At 63.1% G+C, this 20,096-nt stretch carries 28 protein-coding genes and 1 tRNA gene; 20 read left to right on the forward strand and 9 right to left on the reverse strand.

From position 1 onward, the window contains the following. Nucleotides 1–76 precede the first annotated feature (76 nt). On the forward strand, nucleotides 77–1,192 hold the full coding sequence (locus N0D28_RS08085) for a GGDEF domain-containing protein (RefSeq protein ID WP_260559026.1): 1,116 nt from the start codon (nucleotides 77–79) through the stop codon (nucleotides 1,190–1,192). Nucleotides 1,193–1,255: 63 nt separating this feature from the next. Further along, the gene (locus N0D28_RS08090) at nucleotides 1,256–1,846 is read left to right on the forward strand and encodes a hypothetical protein (RefSeq protein WP_260559027.1); all 591 of its coding nucleotides are present in this window, start codon (nucleotides 1,256–1,258) and stop codon (nucleotides 1,844–1,846) included. A gap of 12 nt (nucleotides 1,847–1,858) precedes the next feature. On the opposite strand, the gene N0D28_RS08095 is transcribed toward N0D28_RS08090, so the two are convergent. After that, nucleotides 1,859–3,295: a glycoside hydrolase family 13 protein gene (locus N0D28_RS08095; protein WP_260559028.1), complete on the reverse strand. Its 1,437-nt coding sequence runs from the start codon at nucleotides 3,293–3,295 to the stop codon at nucleotides 1,859–1,861. After that, nucleotides 3,292–4,623: an HDIG domain-containing metalloprotein gene (locus tag N0D28_RS08100; RefSeq protein WP_260559029.1), complete on the reverse strand. Its 1,332-nt coding sequence runs from the start codon at nucleotides 4,621–4,623 to the stop codon at nucleotides 3,292–3,294. The genes N0D28_RS08095 and N0D28_RS08100 overlap by 4 nt, the downstream gene beginning before the upstream one ends. Before the next feature lie 66 nt (nucleotides 4,624–4,689). Between N0D28_RS08100 and N0D28_RS08105 the strand changes: the two genes are divergently transcribed. After that, nucleotides 4,690–4,764: transfer RNA gene (locus tag N0D28_RS08105), tRNA-Ala, on the forward strand. Nucleotides 4,765–4,860: 96 nt separating this feature from the next. Here the strand turns inward: N0D28_RS08105 and N0D28_RS08110 are convergent. The 7 genes from N0D28_RS08110 to N0D28_RS08140 all read right to left on the reverse strand — a co-directional run bounded on the left by N0D28_RS08110 (nucleotide 4,861) and on the right by N0D28_RS08140 (nucleotide 10,443). Next, entirely contained in the window at nucleotides 4,861–5,919 is a 1,059-nt protein-coding gene (locus tag N0D28_RS08110) for a tyrosine-type recombinase/integrase (RefSeq protein WP_260559030.1), read from the reverse strand. 195 nt (nucleotides 5,920–6,114) lie between these two features. Beyond that, nucleotides 6,115–7,278 carry a hypothetical protein gene (locus tag N0D28_RS08115; protein WP_260559031.1) on the reverse strand — a complete coding sequence of 388 codons (1,164 nt, stop codon included), beginning with the start codon at nucleotides 7,276–7,278 and terminating at the stop codon, nucleotides 6,115–6,117. 87 nt (nucleotides 7,279–7,365) lie between these two features. Further along, the gene (locus N0D28_RS08120; protein ID WP_260559032.1) at nucleotides 7,366–7,926 is read right to left on the reverse strand and encodes a DUF1003 domain-containing protein; all 561 of its coding nucleotides are present in this window, start codon (nucleotides 7,924–7,926) and stop codon (nucleotides 7,366–7,368) included. A 57-nt stretch (nucleotides 7,927–7,983) separates the two neighbouring features. Then, nucleotides 7,984–8,406, reverse strand: coding sequence for a VOC family protein (locus N0D28_RS08125; protein WP_260559033.1), 423 nt, complete (start codon nucleotides 8,404–8,406; stop codon nucleotides 7,984–7,986). A 164-nt stretch (nucleotides 8,407–8,570) separates the two neighbouring features. After that, a complete protein-coding gene (locus N0D28_RS08130) occupies nucleotides 8,571–9,143 on the reverse strand; it encodes a hypothetical protein (RefSeq protein ID WP_260559034.1) in 573 nt (190 codons plus the stop codon). An 82-nt stretch (nucleotides 9,144–9,225) separates the two neighbouring features. Continuing rightward, nucleotides 9,226–9,681 carry a S24 family peptidase gene (locus tag N0D28_RS08135; protein WP_260559035.1) on the reverse strand — a complete coding sequence of 152 codons (456 nt, stop codon included), beginning with the start codon at nucleotides 9,679–9,681 and terminating at the stop codon, nucleotides 9,226–9,228. Between the two features lie 27 nt (nucleotides 9,682–9,708). After that, nucleotides 9,709–10,443 (reverse strand): XRE family transcriptional regulator, encoded by a 735-nt coding sequence (locus N0D28_RS08140; RefSeq protein ID WP_260559036.1) that lies wholly within the window; start codon nucleotides 10,441–10,443, stop codon nucleotides 9,709–9,711. Nucleotides 10,444–10,556: 113 nt separating this feature from the next. On the opposite strand from N0D28_RS08140, the gene N0D28_RS08145 reads away from it, so the two are divergent. From N0D28_RS08145 to N0D28_RS08225, 17 genes are all read left to right on the forward strand, one after another. Then, nucleotides 10,557–10,823: a helix-turn-helix transcriptional regulator gene (locus N0D28_RS08145; protein ID WP_260559037.1), complete on the forward strand. Its 267-nt coding sequence runs from the start codon at nucleotides 10,557–10,559 to the stop codon at nucleotides 10,821–10,823. 59 nt (nucleotides 10,824–10,882) lie between these two features. Beyond that, a complete protein-coding gene (locus N0D28_RS08150; protein ID WP_260559038.1) occupies nucleotides 10,883–11,164 on the forward strand; it encodes a hypothetical protein in 282 nt (93 codons plus the stop codon). Continuing rightward, nucleotides 11,161–11,454 carry a hypothetical protein gene (locus N0D28_RS08155; protein WP_260559039.1) on the forward strand — a complete coding sequence of 98 codons (294 nt, stop codon included), beginning with the start codon at nucleotides 11,161–11,163 and terminating at the stop codon, nucleotides 11,452–11,454. The genes N0D28_RS08150 and N0D28_RS08155 overlap by 4 nt, the downstream gene beginning before the upstream one ends. After that, the gene (locus N0D28_RS08160; protein ID WP_260559040.1) at nucleotides 11,451–11,660 is read left to right on the forward strand and encodes a hypothetical protein; all 210 of its coding nucleotides are present in this window, start codon (nucleotides 11,451–11,453) and stop codon (nucleotides 11,658–11,660) included. The genes N0D28_RS08155 and N0D28_RS08160 overlap by 4 nt, the downstream gene beginning before the upstream one ends. Continuing rightward, complete coding sequence (locus N0D28_RS08165; RefSeq protein ID WP_260559041.1) at nucleotides 11,657–11,845, forward strand: hypothetical protein; 189 nt, start codon at nucleotides 11,657–11,659, stop codon at nucleotides 11,843–11,845. Before N0D28_RS08160 ends, N0D28_RS08165 begins: the two co-directional genes overlap by 4 nt. After that, on the forward strand, nucleotides 11,842–12,993 hold the full coding sequence (gene bet, locus N0D28_RS08170; RefSeq protein ID WP_260559042.1) for a phage recombination protein Bet: 1,152 nt from the start codon (nucleotides 11,842–11,844) through the stop codon (nucleotides 12,991–12,993). Before N0D28_RS08165 ends, bet begins: the two co-directional genes overlap by 4 nt. Beyond that, nucleotides 12,990–13,181 (forward strand): helix-turn-helix transcriptional regulator, encoded by a 192-nt coding sequence (locus N0D28_RS08175; protein WP_260559043.1) that lies wholly within the window; start codon nucleotides 12,990–12,992, stop codon nucleotides 13,179–13,181. Before bet ends, N0D28_RS08175 begins: the two co-directional genes overlap by 4 nt. Next, nucleotides 13,178–15,016, forward strand: a complete 1,839-nt coding sequence (locus N0D28_RS08180; protein WP_260559044.1) for a DNA cytosine methyltransferase — start codon at nucleotides 13,178–13,180, stop codon at nucleotides 15,014–15,016. The genes N0D28_RS08175 and N0D28_RS08180 overlap by 4 nt, the downstream gene beginning before the upstream one ends. Nucleotides 15,017–15,156: 140 nt before the next feature. After that, nucleotides 15,157–15,558: a hypothetical protein gene (locus N0D28_RS08185; RefSeq protein ID WP_260559045.1), complete on the forward strand. Its 402-nt coding sequence runs from the start codon at nucleotides 15,157–15,159 to the stop codon at nucleotides 15,556–15,558. Then, nucleotides 15,555–16,580, forward strand: a complete 1,026-nt coding sequence (locus N0D28_RS08190; RefSeq protein WP_260559046.1) for a helix-turn-helix domain-containing protein — start codon at nucleotides 15,555–15,557, stop codon at nucleotides 16,578–16,580. The genes N0D28_RS08185 and N0D28_RS08190 overlap by 4 nt, the downstream gene beginning before the upstream one ends. Then, nucleotides 16,577–17,896, forward strand: a complete 1,320-nt coding sequence (locus tag N0D28_RS08195; protein WP_260559047.1) for a DnaB-like helicase C-terminal domain-containing protein — start codon at nucleotides 16,577–16,579, stop codon at nucleotides 17,894–17,896. Before N0D28_RS08190 ends, N0D28_RS08195 begins: the two co-directional genes overlap by 4 nt. Next, nucleotides 17,893–18,138 (forward strand): hypothetical protein, encoded by a 246-nt coding sequence (locus tag N0D28_RS08200; protein ID WP_260559048.1) that lies wholly within the window; start codon nucleotides 17,893–17,895, stop codon nucleotides 18,136–18,138. The genes N0D28_RS08195 and N0D28_RS08200 overlap by 4 nt, the downstream gene beginning before the upstream one ends. Beyond that, complete coding sequence (locus tag N0D28_RS08205; RefSeq protein WP_260559049.1) at nucleotides 18,135–18,395, forward strand: hypothetical protein; 261 nt, start codon at nucleotides 18,135–18,137, stop codon at nucleotides 18,393–18,395. Before N0D28_RS08200 ends, N0D28_RS08205 begins: the two co-directional genes overlap by 4 nt. Beyond that, nucleotides 18,396–18,977, forward strand: a complete 582-nt coding sequence (locus N0D28_RS08210) for a hypothetical protein (protein WP_260559050.1) — start codon at nucleotides 18,396–18,398, stop codon at nucleotides 18,975–18,977. It begins immediately after the preceding gene. After that, on the forward strand, nucleotides 18,974–19,264 hold the full coding sequence (locus N0D28_RS08215) for a hypothetical protein (RefSeq protein ID WP_260559051.1): 291 nt from the start codon (nucleotides 18,974–18,976) through the stop codon (nucleotides 19,262–19,264). Before N0D28_RS08210 ends, N0D28_RS08215 begins: the two co-directional genes overlap by 4 nt. Beyond that, nucleotides 19,261–19,836: a hypothetical protein gene (locus N0D28_RS08220; protein WP_260559052.1), complete on the forward strand. Its 576-nt coding sequence runs from the start codon at nucleotides 19,261–19,263 to the stop codon at nucleotides 19,834–19,836. The genes N0D28_RS08215 and N0D28_RS08220 overlap by 4 nt, the downstream gene beginning before the upstream one ends. Continuing rightward, nucleotides 19,833–20,039, forward strand: coding sequence for a hypothetical protein (locus tag N0D28_RS08225; RefSeq protein WP_260559053.1), 207 nt, complete (start codon nucleotides 19,833–19,835; stop codon nucleotides 20,037–20,039). Before N0D28_RS08220 ends, N0D28_RS08225 begins: the two co-directional genes overlap by 4 nt. Nucleotides 20,040–20,096: the final 57 nt, after the last annotated feature.

A 20,096-nucleotide genomic window follows, 5' to 3' on the forward strand; every position in this document is an offset into this window, starting at 1 on the left:
TTCAGACGAGGCCGAAGGTTACCGGAAACCGGGAATTTGTCAGACACGGCTCAGAACCTGGCGCTTATCATGGGGCGTGGCGGCCCACGACTTCAGCCTTCATCTGCCCGCCTACGATCCTTACGGTGAGGCGGTGCGGCGGCGGCTCTATATCGGCGCGGTCTCCTTCGGTGTTCTGCTGCTGGGTGGAAGCGTCGCCTTGCAGTGGTGGCTGAACCTGCGAGAACCTTATCTGCTCTATATCGCGCCGCTACTCCTGATCCTCGGTCTGGCGGATTTGTGGTGGCTGCTGACGAAGAGGTCACTGGCTGTTGCCGAGATTGTGGGAATCGGGGTGCTGGCCGCCGCGACGGTTGTGCATGTGGCGCTGGTCAGCCTGGGGCCGCAGCCGCAGGGCGCTTACCCGAACAGTGGCCCCTACTGGACAGTGGTCTGCGTTTGTACACTGGCTTTTCTGGCCCTGCCGCCGCGCCGCGCCGCTACCTTCAATCTGGCGTTCGTGGTTCTGGCGGTTGCGGTGCCCTGGGTCTTGCCGGGTAGTCAGGTCAGTCATTTTGCCGCCGGACTGGTGCGGTTGCAGCTCAACGCCGTGATCGTGGTGCTGCTGATCTGGGGCCTGGCGTGGTTTCGCGCCCAGCACGCCAGCCAGGCGGAGACCCAGGAACTGCTGCGCCAGATGGCCTTCACGGACGCTCTGACCCGGCTGCCTAACCGCCGCGCCGTCTACCCGGCGGTGGACGCCCTTTTATCGGACGCGGCGCGGGGTCAGAGCGGGTCTCTTTTTCTGGTGGACCTCGATCACTTCAAACGCATCAACGACCAGTACGGGCATAGCGTCGGCGACGAGGTGCTGGTGGCGGCGGGGCAGGTGCTGCGAAACTGCGCCGCTGAAGTCGGCGCGAATCCGCCCACGGTGGGGCGCTGGGGCGGCGAGGAATTTATCGTGGTGATGCCGGGCACGACGCCCGAAAGTGCCCGAGTGCGCGCCGAGCAACTGCTCGCGGAGTTCCGTGCCTGGTCCTGGCCGCACGGCCTGCGGGTCACCGTGAGCATCGGGTCGAGCAGCGTCCGCAGCGGTGAGGAATTCAGCGCTCTGCTGGCCCGCGCCGACGAGGCCATGTACGCGGCCAAGTCGGCAGGCCGTGACCGGGCCGTGGCGTCCGGCAGTGCGGCCCTGGTCTTTCCGCATTGAACCCGGCCCGGTCTTGTCCGCCCCTTTCGCCTGTCCTGGTTCTTCTGTCAGACTGTCCTTATCATGATTGCCGTTCTGATTGTTCTGGTGGTGTTCGGCAGCATCTTCGGCGGCTCGGCGCTGATCACGTCCATTGCTGGACAAAACAAGCTGCGTCTCTTGCAGGAAAAGCGGGCCATTGCCGAGCTGGAGACGGCGGCCAAGCGCCCCGCGCCGCTGCTTGCGCCCACGCTGAGCGATCCCCACGCTGCCCCAGTGCTGGCCCTGAAATTACCGGAGCCGCAGCGCAGCCAGGCCCTCGGCCTACTGTGTCAGATTCAGGACGCGCCCGCTGGCCTCGACGCCCGCAGCACCTACCTTGTCAAGCAGACCCAGGCCGATTACCTGCCGCAGACCCTGCGCGCCTACCTCGACCTCACGGACGGAGCACGGCAGCGGCTGGCCACACAGGGCATGGACGCCCAGACGCTGCTCTCGGAACAGCTTGACCTGATGACCCAGGGTGTGCGCGAGGCCCTGAAGCTCGATCACGCCGCCGCAGACCGGATGCTCACCCAGGGCCGGTTTCTGCGCGAGCGCTTTCAGGGGGCTGCGGAACTGGGCGAGTTGAGCCTGCCTGAACCCCACAGCCGGGTGCCGCTCGACAAGGTGTAGCCGGGGCTGCCGCTACGGCTGGGTCAGCACCAGCGCTCCGCGCCCCGGCACGCTGAAGGTCTGCGACTCGCCCACGACGTAGCGGTGGCCGCTCAGGGCGTCCAGGTAGCCCCCCGGCGTCAGGCCGCTCAGACTCAGATCGCTGGCGTCCTGGCCGGTATTCATCAGCACGTAGGCGTACGCGCCCGCGTCCTCACGGCGGTAGGCCAGCAGATCACCCTGGGCGTGCAGCACTGCGAAGCTGCCGCGCCGGAGGGCTTTGCTGGCGTGCCTGGCGGCGGTCAGGGTCTGAATCAGATGCAGGGTCTGACGGTCCCAGCTTTCCGGCTGGTCCCAGGGAAAGGCGCGGCGGCAGTCCGGGTCGGGGCCGCCGGGCAGGCCGATCTCGTCGCCGTAGTAGATGCAAGGCGCGCCGAGATAGGTCATCTGAAAGATGGTCGCCAGCCGAAAGGCCGAGGCGTCGCCGCGCACCGCCGTCAGAAAGCGGGCGGTGTCGTGGCTGTCGAGCAGATTGAGCTGCGCCTGAATGACCTGCGGATCGTAAGACCGCGCCACCTCAGTCACGCGCTGGGCGAAGGTGGCGGTGTCCAGCGGCTCCAGATGTTCGATGCCGGACACTTCGTTCATGGCGTTGTCCAGCGTTCTGGCCCCGAAGTACGCCAGACAGGGGCGGGTGAAGTTGTAGTTCATCACCGCGTCGAACTGATCGCCCGAGAGCCAGCGCTGGGCGTCGCCCCAAATCTCGCCCACGATGTAGGCGTCGGGGTCGATGGCCTTAACCCGGCGGCGAAACTCCTGCCAGAACGAATCGTCGTCGATCTCGTTGGGCACGTCCAAGCGCCAGCCGTCGATGCCGAAACGCATCCAGTATTCGGCCACGCTCCACAGAAACTCGCGCACCGGGGAATTGGACGTGTTGAATTTGGGCAGCGCCCGGTTGCCCCACCAGGCGGCGTAGTTGGCCGGGTGCTGGTGCTCGTAGGGATAGAGCGGCCAGGCCTGGACATGAAACCAGTCGCGGTAGGCACTGTGTTCGCCCTGTTCGAGCAGGTCGTTGAACTGAAAGAACCCGCGCGAGGCGTGGTTGAACACCCCATCGAGGACCACCTTCATGCCGCGCGTGTGGGCCGCGTCGATCAGGGCATGCAGTGCCTCGTCGCCGCCCAGCATCGGATCGACCTTGAAGTAGTCGTGGGTGTGGTAGCGGTGGTTACTGGCCGACTGAAACACCGGGCAGAAGTAGAGCGCGTTGACACCCAGGCCCTGGATGTGGTCCAGGCGCTCGATGACGCCCCACAGATCGCCGCCCATGTAGTCGTGGAAGGTGGGCGCTTCTCCCCAGACTTGCAGGTGAAGATTCAGGTTCTGGCGGCCACTGCGGGCAAAGCGGTCGGGGAAGATCTGATAGAAGACGGCGTCTTTGACCCATTCGGGCGTGCGGATACTCACGTCTGCGAGTCTACCTGCTGGGGGCCAGATTGATTCGACATGAAGCTGTCCCGCCCCGCTTGCACAAACGCTTCAGCCTCGGCGGGCGTCCGGATGTCGCCCAGCGCCGCCGCCTCGTTCACCGCGCGTATGACCTCGCCAACGACAGGTCCCGGCGGGATATTTAGCAGCGCCATCACCTGGCGGCCACTGAGCAGCGGTGGCGGGGGTGCGGGCCGCTCCTGCTGCGCCGAGAGTATCTGCTCGAAGCCGAGCTGGTAGGCGAGGCGGGTCTGCGGCGTGCTGTGCGGCCCGCGCGAGGCCTCGCGGTCGGCCAGCATCAGGCCCAGCAAATCGGGCAGCAGGGGGCGGCGACGGTGCACGAAGCGGCTGGCCTCGCGCTCGGTGGTGGGTAGGTGGACCATGTGCGCTCCCACCAGGGCACTGACCCGCTCGGTAAGACCACGCGGCTGCTTCAAGCGGGTTAGCATCTCGGCAGTCATTTGCGCGCCCACTTCGGCGTGGCCGTAATAGGTATTGCGCCCGGTGTTGGGGTTGACACCCCGCGTGCGCGGCTTGCCCACATCATGCAGCAGCGTGGCCCAACGCAACGCCAGATCGGCGTCGGGAAAGCGGGCCAGCAATTGGTGCAGCGCCTCGATGTTGTGGTGCAGCACGTCCAGATGGTGAAAGCCGCCCTGCACGACGCCTGCGCCCTCCAGCAGTTCTGGCAGATAAAGGGCCAGCAGGTTCAGCTCTTTAAGCAGCAGAACGCCACTGGCGGCGCGGTCCGAGAGCAGCAGGGCATTCAGCTCGGCTCCTGAGCGCTCGGCGGCGGGCAGCGGCCAGTGCTGGGCCAGTGCCTCAGCCGCTAGATGCTGCACGCTGAGGCGGGTCTGGGCTTCCAGCCGAAAATCGAGTGTGGTTGAGAGCCGCGCCGCCCGCAGCAGCCGCAGCGGGTCGTCTCTGAGATTCTGCTCGCTGATCATTCGCAGGCTGCGCCGCCGGAGGTCGGTCAGGCCGCCCGCCGGGTCGGTAACGCGCCCGGCCTGGTCCATCGCCAGCGCGTTGACCGTGAAATCGCGCCGCAGCAGTTCGCTGCCGAGGTCGGCTGGCAGCGGCACGAAGTCGTGCTGCACGCCGCCGACGATGGCCCGCCAGTGGCCACGCCGCTCGTCGAGGGGGAAGGCCGCGCCGCCTGTGCCTGCCGTCCAGCGGGCCGCCTGTGCGGGGTCGGGCGCGGCCCAGTCGTAATCGCTGGGCATCTGGCCGCGCAGCAGGTCGCGGGCCGCGCCGCCGACTAGGAGCGCGCCGGGCGGAAAGGCGGGCAGCTTCACTCGGTGCGGCATCTGCGGCCAGCATAGCGCCGCGCCGCTGGACAAAGCGCCGGAGCAGGTGCTAGGCTTCGTGGCGCTGGGGGCATAGCTCAGCGGGAGAGCGCCTGCTTTGCAAGCAGGATGTCCACGGTTCGAATCCGTGTGCCTCCACCAGCATAAAAGGCCGTCTAGCACGGCCTTTTTTCATTCCTTGAGTTTTCAGTTAGGCGCTCAATTCCGCCTGAAATGCGTAACCCGTGCGTAATGGCCTTACCCGGTCTTGCCTTCCAGCATGTCACCCAGCCCCAGCGCCCAGCCTTCGCGCTCGCCCTGATAGACCGTCCGGTACTGGCTGAGCGTGAAAGCGACGGTGCTGTGACCAAGCTGCTTGCTCACCACTTCCACCGGAATACCGCGCTGCAAGCTCAGTGAAGCGTAGGTGTGCCTCAGCCCGTGAATGGGCAGGAAGCGCACGCCCGCTGCCTCGCACAGCCGGGTCATGTCACGGCGTAGGTTGTTGGGCCGCAGGGTGCCGCCGTGCAGGTTGGTGAAGATCCGTCCCGAGTCTGCCCAGCCTTCGATGGCCTCGGCGGTCATGGCCTGGCGCTCACGGTGCCGGGAAAGCAGTTCAAGGGTTTCTCCCGACAAATGCACTGTGCGGCGGCTGTTGACCGTCTTGGGAGCGCTGATACGGATGGTGCCGCCCGTGTCGCTGATGGTCTCGCGCACGGCCACCGTCTTGGCCTTGAGGTTCAGGTCGGCCCACTTGAGGCCGCAGACCTCGCCGCGCCTCATTCCGGTGCCGAGCGCGAACTCGAACCACGCGCCGTGCGGGTCGGCCCGGCAGGCGGCCAGGAACGACGCGGCCTCGTTGGGCGTGAAGGCGGCCAGCTCCTCGCTCTCGCGTTTGCGGGGCGGGTTGGGCCGGACGATCTCGGCGACGTTGCGAGTGACGATCTCCAGTTGCAGGGCGTGCTTCAGGGAGGTCAGCAGGAGCTGATGGACTTGCCGCTGGCTGGCCGCGCCGAGGTCTTTCTTGTTCAGGCTGTCGAATAAGGCCCGGAGGTCGGCAGGGGAGAGCTTCTGGAGCCTTTTCTCGCCGATGGCAGGCCGGATGTAGAGCCTCAAGGCCCGCTCCTGCACTTCGTGGGTGCGGTAGGCGCGGCTGGTCTTGCGGCCTTCAAGCCATTGGGTGAGGTATTCGGTGACAGTGACAGTGCTGGGGTCGGCGATGCCGCCGCGTGTGGCGTCCGCAATCAGTCCAGCCAGGGCTTGCTGTGCGAGGGTTTTGCTGGCGGCCATGCCGGAAAAGCGGCGGCCTTCGATCATGAGTTCCCAGCGGAACCGGCCCGAGGGGAGCTTCCGGACTGAGCCTTGACCATTGCCGCGTTTGGTCATGGGCGCAGAGTCCTCTGGCAGAAGTTTCTATCGTCCTGGCGCAAATTAAGACACATTTTGAGGACTCCTAAGGGAAGCGGTTGACAAGCGGTGTCATACGCTATACATTCGTTCTACGGGGCCGCCTTATGGGCGGTCTTCGCCTTTTTGTGGCGAGATAGTGTTTATAGCTTCCCAAGCCTCTAGGACGCCATCTTTCAAAATAGGAATGTAACCCGCTTTGGTATTGCCCAATATTTTGATGACCCGATTTAAGAATTCATCGGGTGTTACTAGGTATTGGTTCGTAAAATCAGGATGGAATTTTTGTAGCTCGTAAAAGGCGGTGGAGTACATTGCGGCTACTGAAATTTGATCATATCTACGGTCTGATCTTTTCCTCCGCCATATATGACCTACATCTGCTGAGCATATTCTGGGTGGTCCCCATCTAATCCTTGCTGCTTCCAGCATTGGCTCAAAGGGGGGGTTCTGTCCATTTTTGAGACGTACCTGTATTAGCTCATCTCTGAAATGACCGTAGGCAATCAGGTCGGCAGCCTGGCTCAGAGGCTCATTGTCAGTATCTTCGACTCGCCTAACAGAAGAAATTTTGGGAAGAGCAAGATGTTGCCTGATGAAATCGAATACGATCTCATCATTAAGCCCATCAGAACTGCTGAATGGGTCCAGAAATACCTGTGCCTCACCGTCAATCTGGCGCATAATTTCTTGGATCATCCCAAAGCAATCAAATACTGGCCTGATTAGTACAGAAGAGGCAGCAGATAAATATTTCTGATGATATGATTTTTTCTTCCCTTTAGTATTAAGTTTTATGAAACTGGACTCTTTCGTTGACAATTCTGTTTGGAAGCCATATGTGACAGAAGATTTATACGATTCTCTTCTGTAGATCGCAGATAGACCGCCAGCTCCGCCCTTTACTTTTGACAGAGCGTTTAATATGTCAAAGGCTCTGATAAACCACTCTTGGGTAAGTGCCTGATCTACGTTGAGATATGGATTGGGCATTTTCCTATACGTTTCCGGCCTACTAGCGCCAAACATCAATCTTGCATGAAGTGGAGGAAGATGACTCAGATCAAGGGCGGCTTTTATATCTCCTCTTAATAAATTCCACTCGTCGTAGAATTTTTCTAGAAGATCATTTCTCAGTCCTATGGCTGCAATGATAAGAAAAGGGAACTGACCTTCTCTAAAAGTTTTATCTGGATTTAGGAAGGGTTCAATACCACCAGAATCGTCAAAGGCAAAGGTATAGTTTTTTTCCTCTCGCGTTTTAGCCATTTGTGTCCTGCATCTTGAGGGTGAAGCGAGTGACAGGCGTGAACTGGGAGAGCGGGGCACGCTGGCCGCGCTGAATGGGTTGATAAGTCACAATTCCTCTTTCGGTGGCAGGCCCATGTCCCCACCCTCGTCCAGTGTCGTCAGCGCCTCCAGAATCGCTTCGGGATTCGCAGGCTGCTGCATGATCTCCGCCTGGGTATCGACCCGGTTGCGGACATCTGGCAGGTCACGGCGCAATTCCTCGAAGAGTTGAATCAGCTTGGCGGTGCGCTGCTCGGTCAGCACGATGAATTGCAGCTGGAGCTGCGCCCGCTGCTCGGCCAGTTGCGCCTGGCGTGACTGCGAAACCAGTACGGTGGCCGCCACCAGCAGGCCCAGCGCACCGATCAGGCCCTGAAGCCAGAAGAAAGGCGGCTCATCCCAGGGTTTGCGGGTGGTGAACTTCAGGTCAAGGTTGAGACCGATCCACATCATGAACAGAATGCCGGAGGTAATGACGAACGCGGGGCGGCTGAGCAGCACACCGAACTGCTCAATAGGCCGGTGAAGATTGGTGAGGCCCAGCTCGGCCTTCTGGCGCAGGAGTTCGTTGACGGTACTGTTTTCTTGCAGCAGCTGGGTGACGCCTTCGTCATGGTCTTCACTCACCTTGGTGGTCTCCTTGAGCTTGCCGTCTTCCGAAGCGTCTGTCCAGTTGCAGATCGGTCATTTGGGAGCGACAGGCCGGTGGTTGATCTGCTGGACGGCCCAGCTGTTCCCGTCCGGGTCTTTGAAGAACAAAAAGCCGACGTAATTGAGGTCTTCTTCAGGCTCAGCTGGGCGGGGGGCGGCGCTGCCCATGACCTGGATCTCGCCGACCTCCACCTGGTGGTCGAGCAGTTCGGCGCGGGCCGCCCGCACATCGCTCACTGTCAGTTGCAGGCCGTGGAGTGAGCCGGGGGTCATGGCCTGGCCCGCGCCCAGAACAATCGAGCAGCCGGAGCCTCGTGGCGTGAGTTGCACGATTCGGCGGCTGGGACCCACCTTGATGTCGTGATCGAGCTTGAAGCCGAGTTGCTCAGCGTAAAAGGAGAGGGCGCGGTCGATGTCCGTGACCGGCACCACGACGACTTCCAGTTTCCAGTCCATTTACTCCTCCCCTTTAGCTCAGCGTCCTCTGATTGGTATGGCCGCGTCAGCTCACGGTCCCCAGTGCCTTCTCCGACCGGGGCGGCAGCTCGGCGTGGGAACGGGGGCGTGAAGGTGATAAGGGGAGTGCGCTGCCCGCGCTGGAGGGTAGGGCGGGTCATGGCTTAGTTGTCCAAGAAGTCAAGGTAAAGCGTGTTGTCTTTCTTGACGTACTGGCACTTGAATTGAGTTCTGACCGTGCCGCCGAATGAGTTCTCGCTCTCGACCCAGGAGCGCCACATTGCACCCACCGGCCCGACTAGCGGCTGGTTATCCATGCCCTCAAGGAAGCCGGGAAAGCGGGCCGTGTCGGGCAGCTTGAGGCGCTCGCGGGCCTGACGCTGGCAGGCGACGATCATTTCGGCAGGTTCAATCGATGTATTTGCTTTTTTGATGGCCGCCGCTCTTTCCTCTGCCGCATCCTGGGCGGCGCGAGCTGTCGCAGCTTTGGCATCGGCGGTGCGTTGCTGGGCGGCGGCGGCAGCGACTTGCTGGGCCTCGGCTACGCGCTTGGCTTCAGCGACTTGCTTCTCGGCGGCGGTCATGGTGGCACTACTGATGGCACTGAAGACGATGACGGCAGCCACAGCTTGCCAGGCTCGCTTGCTCGCGCCTGGGCGTTTGCGCCTTGCTTGGATGATGAAGACGATCATGGCGAGAAAGGCCAGGGCGCTCAGCGTACTGAAAAATGAACTCACGGTTTCTCCTTTTCCATCTGAGCTTTATCTACTCGGCAGACTGCTGGGCGACGTCTTACAGAATCCCGACTTCACTCCTCAATTAGCCGATGTAACGGATCTTGCGCGGCCCCAAATAAGCGGCATACACGCTGCCCAGCGCTATCGCCTCGTCTAGGTCGTAAAAAGGTGGGACATCGGGATTGTCGCTCAGCAAGCAGTTTCTGCCGCGTCCATCCACGCCCCGGCGCTTGACCATTACGCCATAAGGCGTCTGGAAAGCGCACGGCAAATGCGTGCTGTACGCTTCGGATGGATTGATTAAAATGATGTCGCCGTTTTTGATCGTGGGTGACATGCTGTCGCCACTGACCAGCCATGCCTCTGTTAAGGCTGTGCGTTGGCTTGGTAACAGTCGAAGTGGTGCTCCCGCTTCGAAGTCAACTCCCCAATCTGAAACGGGAAACTCTAGTCGCGAGGCATAGGCAACGCCAGAAAGAACCAGCGGCTTGTAGGTAGGAACAGAACGGGGGAACACGTGACCGAGTTGATAGAACATTCAGTGCCTCCAAGGGCAAAAACCGGGTTAGTTTCCGTAGTTATTGAAGTCGCTGAATACGCGGTACACGTGGCCCACGATGGTGACCTTACTTGGGGAGATTAGTTGCCCCGAGAGTGCAGGGCTGTCGGCAACGAAGGCCGCCCCTATGGAAGTTTCTACATAGCGGCGGATCATGACTTTTGATTCCTGCACGATGGCGTAGAGATTGTCTGGTATGGGTGCCGTTTCGTCGGTGCGAACGAAAACGATGTCATCCGGGTGAAGACTGCGGCCCATGCGTTCCATGTCCGTATCTTCGATAAGCAAGGCCCTAGTGAATGCCTGATCATCGCCTCGGCCTGGGGGTAGCCAGGCGTACTCAAAAGGCGTGGCGTCTTTCTCAACCAAGCTATTAAGTTTGTAGACCGGCTGTTGCTGGTACTCGGTATGCATTTGCTGAGTCTGGATAGATTCCATGTAGGCTCCAAGCCCAAAATCAACACCAACAGCTCTTTCGAGTTCCGCAAGAGTCCATTGGAGACCGCGTGCCAGGGCGGCAAGACGAGCAGCTGTCAGATTGCCAAGCTCGTATTTTCCGTTCTCTAGCTCACTGATGGTCGTTTGGTTAAGGACTTCGGAGCGTGCGGCAGCTTCTTCCTGGCTAATTCCAAGCTCGGCTCGACGCACCCTTAAAGCCCTTGCCCATGCAGGCAAATTGGCATTCGATGCCCTCTTTGCGCGTGGCATGTTTGTCATTCCCCAGGTCTCTGCAGTCGCCATAGTACCCATATCCCCATACCCATATCACAATACTAGTTACGGGTCTACAGGTTGTCCAATGGCAAAGCCTTACCGATATTGACGTATTACCCGCTAAGCCTTATTCTATGGGTATGCGAATGAAACGACTGAAGGAGCACCGGCGAGCACGGGGGCTGTCGCAAGACGGCCTAGCACGTGCAGCTCATGTTTCTAGTCCGTTTGTGGCAGCGCATGAACGCGGTTTGCCGCGCAACACGCACATTGACGTTGCGGTGCGGCTTGCCACGGTCTTGGACATTCCGGTCATGGAGCTGTTTGCTGCTGAGGATATTAAGGCTTTGCAAATAAATACCGAGGCAAATTCCACCTATGCAGACCGGATTGAAGCGTCGGCCTAGCCGACAAAACAAAGCCCCGGCAGTGAAGGGCCGGGGCAACTACAAAAAGGAGTTTTACAGTGACCACCCTAGCAGAAACGTACAACGGATTTGAGATTTACCAGACCAATTCCCGTCTTGCCTGCGGCTGGTTCGTCGCTGGCCTCCGCCGCCCCTGCCGCAGCCTCGCTCACGGCAAGCAGATCGTGGACGCCCACCTGAGCGCCAAAGCCTCCCAGCCGCAGGGCGTGAGCATCGTGGCCGTGATGGACGGGGGCAACATGCTCAGTGCTGGCGAGTGCCGCAACCGCATTGAGCGCCAGCGCGGCGTGTGGGCAGGCCGGAAGGCGGCAGGACAGTGAGCGCCCCCATCTACACCGCTGACATTCTCAGCGACGAGTGGGGCGGTTTCGAGGTTGCCCAGATCACGGTGGAGAACTGCGTGTTGCCCATTTGCCTCAGCCTGCCGCGCACTGCGGTTGAGGGTGCAGCGGCGGGCGCGGATCTGGTGATGGCCTCGAAGTTCCTGACGGCCCGCGAGGCCCGGCTGCTGGCTGCCCACCTGATCGAAGCGGCGCAGGCGGCGGAAGGTGCGGCGAGCGTGCCCATGACCCGTGAGCAGCAAGCCTTCGAAGCGGCGGTGCGCGGATGATCACCCTCATCCAGGCCCACCCGCTCAGCGAGGCCAGCCGCGCCGCAGACGCTGCCTATGCCGGGTACTTCATGGCTGTGCGTGAGGGTGTCTGGCTGTGGCGCACTGGTGCGGCGCAGGAAGCGAAAGACGCCTGCCGTGCTGAGAAGGAAGCGGCTTACAGCAAGTGGCGGCAGCTCATCAGCGAGATCGGGAGTGGCGCTTGACTTCCCGCCTGGCTTTCAACCTCGGCGCGGCCCTGATCTTCGCTGGCATCGCCCTGCTGCTGACCCTCGACGCTTTCACCGGCCTTTCGCTGGCTGCTGTGGGCCTGATCGGGCTGGCCCTGGTACTGGCTGGAGTGGTTCTGACTCAACGCGCTGAAGTACCGGCCCTGGAGGCGACGAAATGACCGCGATTGAAACCCGACCGCAGAACATGCCCCTCGCACAGCCCGGCGATTTCAGCCGCGAGCAGATCGACCTGATTAAAAATACTGTCGCTGTCGGCTGTACCGACCTTGAGCTGGCGCTGTTCCTTGAAGTCTGCAAAAGCACGGGTTTAAGCCCCTTCGCTAAGCAGGTGTATGCCATCAAGCGCAAGTCAGGCCGCGAAGACAAGATGACCATTCAGACTGGCATCGACGGTTACCGCCTGATTGCCAGCCGCACCGGTACGCACCTCGGCACGTCTGACCCGGAGTTCGGGCCGCTGAATGCTGAGGGCTATCCAGAGTGGGCGCGGGTGGTTGCTCGGCGGTTGGTGCAGGGCCATATCGCGGAGTTCCCGGCGACGGCCCGCTGGAGCGAGTACGTTCAGACCAAGAACGAATGGAAAAACGGTCAGGCCACCGGCAACAAAACCGTTTCCGACATGTGGGCCAAGATGCCTTACACCATGCTGGGAAAGTGCTGCGAGGGATTGGCCCTGCGGAAAGCCTTCCCGGCTGAGCTTTCTGGCATCTACACCGACACCGAAATGGCCCAGGCGGACAATCCCGCCCCGGCTCCCCAACAGGCTCAGCCCCGCACGGTGGATGTGACCCGGCAGATTGTCCAGGCGACGAATCCGAACGCCGCTCTTGAGGCTTGGGTGGTCAAGATCGGCGAGGCCGGAACAAAGATCAACGGTCTGGGAGGCCGTGAGCGGGCTGTCGCGGCGCTGGCGCACTTCCCCGACTGGCGCAAGGATGTTGAGCAGGCCAGAAGCGCATTCGACGCGCTGCGCGAGGTCGGCAGGCAGATCAAAGAAGAGCAGGCCGCAGCTCAGGACACGCCGCCCTTTGATGTGGCCCCAGTGGAAGAACTGCTGCTCAGCGAAGGCCAGCGCAAAGCGCTCTGTGCCCACGCAAGCCGGGCCGGAGCCAAGACCAGCGAAGACCGCGCCGCGCTTTGGGGCTACAGCTTAAACAGCGTCAAGCCGGAAGGCACAAAGACACTCACCGCCGAGCAGGCCCACGTGCTCCTCGATACCTTCAGCGGCCTGGACAACAGCGAAGCGGAGCAGATGCTTGCTGAGGCTCGCCGCGCTTTCAAGTCCGCCGCCGAGGCCCAGTCATGAGCAAAGAACCGAAGTACCTCGAAGTTCCCCAGGCCGCTGAGCGCCTGCACGTCTCGCCCGGCTTCCTGTACCGCGAAATCCGCCTCGGGCGCTTCCCGGCTATCCGCCTGGGCCGCAAGCTGCTGCGCGTGCCGGTGGCTGAGCTGGAAGCCTGGCAGGCCAAGCAACTGGCGGCAGCGGCGGGATGAAGCACTCCTACGCCCCACTCTTCCCCTACCTCGCCGCTCGCAGAAATGCGGGCCTGCTGGCCGAGGGTGAACTGGTCATCGACAACTTCGCCGGAGCGGGTGGGGCCAGCAGCGGCATGGAACGCGCCCTGGGTCGCCCGGTGGACCACGCCATCAACCATGATCCGGTGGCCGTGGGCCTGCACCGCGTCAACCACCCGCACAGCCATCACAGCGTGGAGGACGTGTGGCAGGTTCACCCGCTGGACATCACCAGGGGGCAGCGCGTGGCGCTCTGCTGGTTCAGTCCCACCTGTACCCACTTCAGCAAAGCGAAAGGCGCAGGCCTGCTGGACCGGAAGATTCGCGGCCTCGCCTGGGTGGCGCTGCGCTGGGCCGCGCTGGTCAAGCCCCGCGTCATCATCCTTGAGAACGTCGAAGAGTTCCAGACCTGGGGGCCGCTGCAAGACGATGGCCGACCCTGCCCGAAAGACAGGGGGCGCACCTTCAACAGCTTCGTCAACGCCCTGCGCTATCAGGGGTACGCGGTGGAGTGGCGCGAGCTGCGTGCCTGCGATTACGGCACGCCAACGATCCGCAAGCGCCTGTTCCTGGTTGCCCGGCGCGATGGCCTGCCGATCATCTGGCCCGCGCCCACGCATGCCAAACCCAGCGACCCCCGAGTGAAAGCGGGCCTGCTCCAGCCCTGGCGCACAGCCGCTTCGTGCATCGACTGGAGCCTGGACGCGCCCAGTATCTTCACCCGCAAAAAAGCGCTGGTCCCAGCCACCATGAAGCGCATCGCGCGCGGCATCGAGCGGTTCGTGCTCAATGCGCCGGAGCCGTTCATCGTCACCTGCAACCACGGCGGCGAGGCATTCCGGGGGCAGGATCTGGCCGAGCCGATGAAGACGGTGACGGCGGCGTATGACGCGCACGGCCTGGTGCAGCCAGTGCTCGCGCCCTGCGTGACCAACAAGCAGCATCAGGCCCCGGCCCGCAGCGCCCAGGAACCGCTCAGCACTGTCACCACCAACCACAACAAGAACGAACTGCTGACCGGCTATCTGGTGCCGCGCTATGGCGAGAACGTGGGCCAGGCCAGCCGGGCGGTCAGCGTCGAGCTGCCTTCGCCCACGGTAGTCACCACCGGCAACGGCAGTCGCCTGGCTGTGGCCTCGCTGGTCAAGCACTACGGCGGCACTTACCAGGGCGCAGGCATCGCCGTGAGTGGGCCGCTGGATACTGTGACCACCGTCGATCACCACGCCCTGCTGAGCGGCCATCTCGCCACTTACTACAGCCAGGACGGGCGCGGCGACCCTGGCCAGCCCGCGAATGAACCGCTCCGCACAGTGCCGACGGTGGACCGCTTCGCGCCGACCCTGGCCACGCTGATGCGCCAGTTTGGGACCAGCAAGGCCGCTGACGTGTCCGCGCCGCTGGGCACCATCGTCACCACCGGGCAGGGCAAGACCGGTGTCATCACTGCAACCTGCCAGCCTGCCCTGCCAGCCGAAATGCTCGCCCGCGCCCGTCAGGTCTACGCCCTGCTGAACGAGTACGCGCCGCAGGCCCTGGAGCAGCATGCCGATCACGCGCAGCAGCTGGTGCTGGTCACGGTCAAGGGCGAGCTGTACGTCCTGGCCGACATCGGTATGCGGATGCTGACGCCGCGCGAACTGGCGAAGTGCCAGGGCTTCAGTGACGACTACGTGCTGGAGCGCACCGCCGAGGGCAAGCCGGTCAGCAAGGCCGCGCAGGTCCGGGCCATCGGAAACAGCGTCTGCCCCGACCTGGCAGCAGCACTCACCCACGCCAATTTGAGCGTGGCACTTCAAGAGGCGGCGGACTGATGCCTGACTACCGGACCCACCCCACGACCCTGCACGCGGCCCTGGCCGTCAATGCCCGCCTGCCTTTCCACCCTTTGGACCGTCGGCCAGCGCGTCAGCACGCGCACCGGGGAGGCTGAGTAGCTGTGAGCAACATTTCGATGACACGCCAGAACTTCCAGCCCAGCGCCAAGCTCGGCGTCTCCTGGCCCATCTTCATCCTCGGCGAGCGCGGCGAGGTAGAGGGCATCAACATGCTGGATGCCCTCTACCCCGCATCGGTAGACGAAGCGCGGGCGCTGTACCTGCCGATCTTTGAGCGCGTCTGCCCCGCCGCCGCTGTCGGCCTGGCTCTCGCCGAAGACGAAGCGCTGACCTACTGGGTCAACGTGCTGCGCGGGCCGCTGCTGACCGGCGAGCATGACGAGCTGACCTTCCTGCCGAGTTGGTGCAAGGCAGACGGCATGACGCTCACAGGCCTGACGCGCCTGCTGGCCCTGCACCCGGATCAGCGCATGGACGTGTTCATGGCTGCGATGGAACTGACAGGAATGGGGCTGTGAGCAACATCAAGCCGCGTGGTAACAGTTTCGCCTTGGGCATGTTCGTCCACAGCGACGTGGATGACAGCGATTTAACCGTATACGAGTTCAGGGTCTACTCACACCTTTGCCGCCGGGTGGGTGACGAGCGGCGAGTTTGGGAAGGGCAAAAAAGGATCGCCGCTTGCTGCAAGATGAGCCGCCCGGCGGTTCAGAAAGCTCTGTATGGTTTGCGTGATAAAGGCTGGCTGGAACTGCGCGAACGCTTCCGAGAAGAGGACAACAGCCAGACCACAAACGACATCATTTTGCTAGGCCCCCCCGCCTCTGAGAAAGGCACCCCCCGCACGCCAGAAAGGCAGGGGCCGCCTCTGAGAAAGGCACCTGAAGTAGATCCTTTAGAAGTAGATCCAGGGGAAGGAAGGGAAGGCGACTTCAATAATTCTGCAGAACCGAAGCCGCCAGCCACCCCAGAAGATCAAAAAATAGATTTGGCATCTGATATTGATCTGCCCTCACAGGAAGAAAACGACCTGGCACCTGTTGCACCTGAAACGTACCCAGCGAACAGCGCACAAAGCACGGTTCCGGGGCGCGGCGCGGCGGCGGGCGGCGAGGACGCGATAGTTTTGTTTCACGGCCTGCTGGGCTACGGGTTTGTAAGCCGCTACCAGAAAGATTTACCGCGCTGGGCCGAACAGTACACGCCCGCGTTCATCCGACTGGCCCGTGACCTGGCAAACACCCTGCCCGGCGCTAAGGGTCAGTTCACCATTGCGGACCTGCTCAATCAGGACAGCCGCAAGCCCTGGCCTGTCGAGCTGGTTCAGCAGTACAAAGCCGACCTGAAAGCCAAACACACGGCCCCGGCTGACCGCGTGCCGGTCCTGGGTGAAATCCTCGTCTGCGGCCCCAACTCCGGCAAGGTGCTGGAAGTGCTGCACGCTGACCGGCTGGTGAGCATCCAGACCGGCCCCGGCCTGGCCGATTACCTCACCGTGCCCTGGGCCAGCACGCAGCCCGCCGTGAGGCGCAGCGCATGAGCCTGCCCGAGTTCGGTTTCGACCCGCGCAACCCCGGCCACCTGGAGAAGTCGCTGATCGGCACGGCCCTGCTGGACCCGGAAGTGCTGGAGCTGCCGGAAGTGCGCGCCCTCCAGCCGCATCACTTCGTCCACTACGGCGGTTTGTGGCAACTGACCCGCGAGGTTCACGCAGCGGGCAACCTGGGCGTTGTGGCCCTTGCCGAGCATCAGCATGATCCGCGCTGGCCAGTGGGCATGACCCTGAACGATCTCATCAGCCTGGACGCCTACAGCCTGCAACCCCGCGAGCTGCCCGCCGTGGCTCGTGGGGTTCTGAGCACTTACCGCGCCACAGAAGCCCATCGCAGCGCCGCCGTGCTGGCCCGCACGCTCAGCGAGCCGGAAGCGGACGCCCTGGGCGCGATCACGAGCACGCACGCCCGCCTGGGTGAGCTGCTGGCCGAGACGCCGAGCAGCAGCACCGTGAGCGTGGCCGACGATCTGGGCACCGCGATTGACCGGCTCCTGCACCCCATGCATTACCGGGGCATTACCACTGGCCTGCCGAGCTTCGATGCAGTGCTGGGCGGCTGGCAGCCCCGGACGCTGAACATCCTCGCTGCAAGGCCAAGCGTCGGTAAATCGGCGCTGGTCAGCCAGTTTGCCCAGAGTGCGGCGCTCGGCGATCAGCGCGGGCCGGGGCGGGTGCTGATGTTCAGCTTGGAGGACGGCGCGCTCATCACCCGCCAGCGCACCCTTAGCCGGATCAGCGGCGTGGACCTGCGCCACGACGCCGCGCCGATGGTGGGTGCTGAGCACCGTCTCAAGCAGGCCGCCGGGAAGCTCGAAGCCATGCGCCCCCACTGGATGATCGACGAGGAATCCAGTCTGGAGGGCATCGTCAGCGCCTGCTGGCGGGAGCACGCTGCCGCGCCGCTCAGCCTCATCATCGTCGACCAGCTCAGCCACGTCCGGGCCAGCGCTCCAAGAGGGCAAGCCGACAACCGCACCCAGCTCTACGGCTACATCACCAAGACGCTCAAGCAGGACGTGGCCAAGCGCTTAGGCGTGCCGGTGCTGCTGGTCAGCCAGCTCTCCCGTGAAGTGACGAAGCGCGGCGAGAACCGCCCCGATCTGCCTGACCTGCGAGACAGCGGCGAGCTGGAGCAGGACGCCGACACCGTGACATTCATTCACCGGCCCGACTACTACGACCCCGCAGACAGCCCCGGCCAGGCGGAATTGATCGTCAGGAAGAACCGCAACGGTCCGACGAAGACCGTGCATCTGAACGCCAATTTGCGGACGTTCAGCTTCAAGGAGAACCCGAGATGAGCTACTGGCAAAGCAGAGCGGGCAAAGTCATTTGGCCCATCGTGGAGGCTGGCCGCAAAGCAGGCGAGGCCCCGAAAGCCGTCCTCGCGCAGATTGACGCCGCGTACCCGTTCGGCGCGCGCGAGCACCACCCGTACAAGATGTGGCTCGCCGTGCGCCGCGAGGCTGTCCGGCGGCTTGGCCTGGAGAAAGCAGCGCTGGCACCGAAGCTCGCACCCTTGTTCGAGGAGGCCCGGCAATGACCGCCCCGGCCATCACCCGCCACGCCCTAGACCGTGCCCGCACCCGCTGGCAGTGCCCCGACGATCAAGCCGCCCGCGAAGCCATCGCCCGCGTGATCGAAGAAGGCCAGCACCGCCAGGTCAACGCCGAGCGCGAGGTCTACACCCTCGGCTCGCACGTCTGCCGGATCGATCCCCGCGCCTGCACCGTCGTCACCGTCCTGGTGCGAGGTCAGCGCCGCCTGAAACGCCTGTGCCGCCAGATGCGAGGTCAATAAATGCCAGTCAAGCGCCACTATGCCGACAAGGCCGCCGTGAAGTTCCTGCGCGGCACCGTCCACACCAGCCCAGACGAAGCCATCGCCGCCGGAGCCAGGACTGAAGAGCAGTGGTCGGCGTTCATGAAAGGGGAGGCGGCCCGGTTCTGGAGCGAGAACGGCCAGAAAGCACGGCGGGCCGTCCGGAAGCGTCACAAGGTCAAGACCCAAAAAACCCGCCTGAATGTAAGCCAACGTCTCAAATATCTCCCTCAAAGTGAGGAAATTGGTCAAAAAAGACCGAATACTGACGTGCTGGCGCTGGAAAAACGTGCTTCAGAGTGGGCCAATATCGGCGGGATTGGCCGGGCTGGAATTGAAAAGTCCGCCCGCGCCGCCTACGCGCTCTATCTCGACTTCGCCCGTCATGCGGTGGCCGGTGACTTCCCTGGCTGGCTGGCCGCCCGGTCCGGTGCCCACCCAGAAACCTGCCGCCGCCGCTTCAAGGCTGGGTCCGCCTTGGCCCTCGGCGTCAATCCCAGGTGGAATCAGTCGGGCCTGCTCGCCGAGCTGCGCGAACGCGAAACGAACGGAGCCGTATGAGCCGCAACACTGCGCCTGACCTGGCGGACGTGACGGGGTATGAGCGGCCTCACGCCAGCCCTCACGCGGCCCAGGCGGCCCGTTACCTGCTTGATGATCTGAAGAGCCGCGCCCTGGTGGCAGAGAGTATTGACGAGGCCATCAGCCGGGGCTACCTGACGGATCTGCAGTGGTGCGAGACGCTGGACATCTTCCGAGAAGGCCTTCCTGAACGGCTGCCACTCGCTGAGCAGAAGCGGGAGTGGTATCTCCAGCGCCGCGCCCGACTGCAAGCGGGGCCGCAGTGACCGCCCGCGTGCCTAGCCTCGAAGTCCGCGCCCTCACGCTCGAACAGGAAATGGCCGCCTGGGGCCAACGCTTCCAGGCCACGCAGCGCAGCATGGCAGACCGCGCCCGCGAAGCCCGCGTCCTTCACCTCCGCTGGCTGGCCGCCGGGCATCAGGGTGACTTCAGCACCACGCTCAGCAAAGCCGCCGGGATCAGCCGCACAACCGCCTGGCGACTCTGGCGCGCTGGCCTCGCCCTCGAAGCCGGAGTGAGCGCCCAGGCAGATCAGACAGACCTGATCGAAGCTGCCAGAGCGCTGGACAAGGGCGTAACCGTGCCGGAAATCGACAAGGCCATCGCCGCCGGGACGCTCAGGGACGTGACGAATCTGGCAGACGTGGGCATGGTAGGCCGCCAGATGAGCGCAGACGCTGCTGGACTCAGGGAGCGGGTTCAGCAGCGCCTCGGTCTGTTCGGGCTCGACCACCTGCCGCCCGTTGAGCGGGACGAACTGGTGTTCAGCGCCTTCCTGTCGATTTCAGATGAAACGCTGCGCGGGATTGTCAGCAGCTACCGGAGAGTGACCGAGTGAAGCCGCGCAAGTATCGCTGGATTACCACCGGCCAGGAATACCGCTACGGCCCGAAAGAGGGCAAAGGCGACGATGCCCGGCGCGGCACCGCCTGCACCGCCCTGACCGTGCCCCGCGCTGGCAGCAGGCCCGCCAATGTTCTGGTGCAGTGGCCCGACGGTCACACGGCCATCGTGCCGTCCGGTGTGCTGAGGGCTACATGAACCGCTCTCGCAGCCGACCCCGCCCCCGCAGGCACCGCCACCGCAACAGGAGGCCCA

Origin of the sequence: Deinococcus rubellus, from assembly GCF_025244745.1 — a bacterium.
Classification (GTDB): Bacteria; Deinococcota; Deinococci; order Deinococcales; family Deinococcaceae; genus Deinococcus; species Deinococcus rubellus.